Consider the following 1452-nt stretch of genomic DNA (forward strand, 5'->3'; position numbering starts at 1 on the left):
GGGCTGATCCTGCGGGCGGACGTCGAGTACGCGCTGCGCGCCGCCGGCCAGGGCGTTACGGCGGCACTGGCGGCCGAGCCGCACCCGCGCGTGCCGCAGGCACCGGGCCCGGCCCCCGCGTCCCGGTCCTCGGCGGCAGCGGCCCCCGGCGAGATCCGCACCCCGCTCAAGGGCATCCGGGGCGCCGTCGCCGACAAGCTGGCGCGCAGTCGCCGCGAGATCCCGGACGCCACCTGCTGGGTGGACGCCGACGCCACGGAGCTGATGCGGGCGCGCGCGGCCATGAACGCGGCCGGCGGCCCGAAGATCTCCCTCCTGGCCCTGCTGGCCCGGATCTGCACCGCGGCCCTCGCCCGCTTCCCCGAGCTCAACTCGACGGTGGACGCGGAGGCCAGGGAGGTCGTCCGGTTCGACCACGTGCACCTGGGCTTCGCGGCGCAGACCGACCGGGGCCTCGTCGTCCCGGTCGTACGGGACGCGCACGCGCGGGACGCCGAGTCGCTGACGGCCGAGTTCGCGCGGCTGACCGAGGCGGGCCGCACGGGGACGCTGACACCGGGCGAACTCACCGGCGGGACCTTCACACTGAACAACTACGGGGTCTTCGGCGTCGACGGATCCACCCCGATCATCAACCACCCCGAGGCCGCCATGCTCGGCGTCGGCCGCATCGTCCCCAAGCCGTGGGTGCACGAGGGCGAGCTGGCCGTGCGGCAGGTCGTGCAGCTCTCGCTCACCTTCGACCACCGGGTGTGCGACGGGGGCGTGGCGGGCGGCTTCCTGCGGTACGTGGCGGACTGCGTGGAACAACCGGCGGTGCTGCTGCGGACGCTCTGATCTCGCGCGGACGCGCCGGCTTCCCTTCTGCCACCGCGCGGACGCCAAGACCGCTGTTCCGCCCGTGCACCGGACCCCGTGATCGCATCGGTTCCCCCGCGTTCCCTGTGATCGCGGGGGCACGCATACTCGGGGGGTGACCGCCTACGAGCCCCGCGGAGCAACCGGCACCGGCACCGACCCCGACCAGGGCGCGGACCTCGCCGGGTACGACGCCGTCGTGCTCGCCGGTGGTGCCGCCCGGCGCCTCGGCGGCACCGACAAACCCGGAGTGCGCGTGGGCGGCCGGGCCCTGCTCGACCGTGTCCTCGCCGCCTGTGGCAGCGCCCGGAGCACCGTCGTCGTCGCCGCGCCCCGGCCGACCGCACGGCCCGTGACCTGGGCCCGCGAGGACCCGCCCGGCGGCGGACCGCTCGCCGCGCTCGACGCCGGGCTCCGCCACACCACGGCCGAGCACGTCGTGGTGCTCTCCGCCGACCTGCCGTTCCTTCAGGAGCCGACCGTGGGACGCCTGCTGGGCGCCCTGCGGGCGAGCGGCCGCGACGGCGTGCTGCTGACCGACCCCGAAGGCCGTGACCAGCCGCTCGTGGCCGCATACCGCGCGCCGCGGCTGCG

General features: G+C 76.2%; 2 protein-coding genes. Both read left to right on the forward strand.

Going from position 1 to position 1452, the window contains the following annotated elements; translation table 11 throughout:
* Nucleotides 1-837, forward strand: an 837-nt coding sequence (locus tag ABZ281_RS49190) for a dihydrolipoamide acetyltransferase family protein (protein WP_356665341.1), incomplete at its 5' end; no start/stop codon positions are given.
* 136 nt (nucleotides 838-973) lie between these two features.
* On the forward strand, nucleotides 974-1452 hold a 479-nt coding region (locus ABZ281_RS49195), incomplete at its 3' end, for a molybdenum cofactor guanylyltransferase (RefSeq protein WP_356665343.1).

Origin of the sequence: Streptomyces sp. NPDC006265 (genome assembly GCF_040613555.1) — a bacterium.
In the GTDB taxonomy this organism is placed as follows: Bacteria; Actinomycetota; Actinomycetes; order Streptomycetales; family Streptomycetaceae; genus Streptomyces.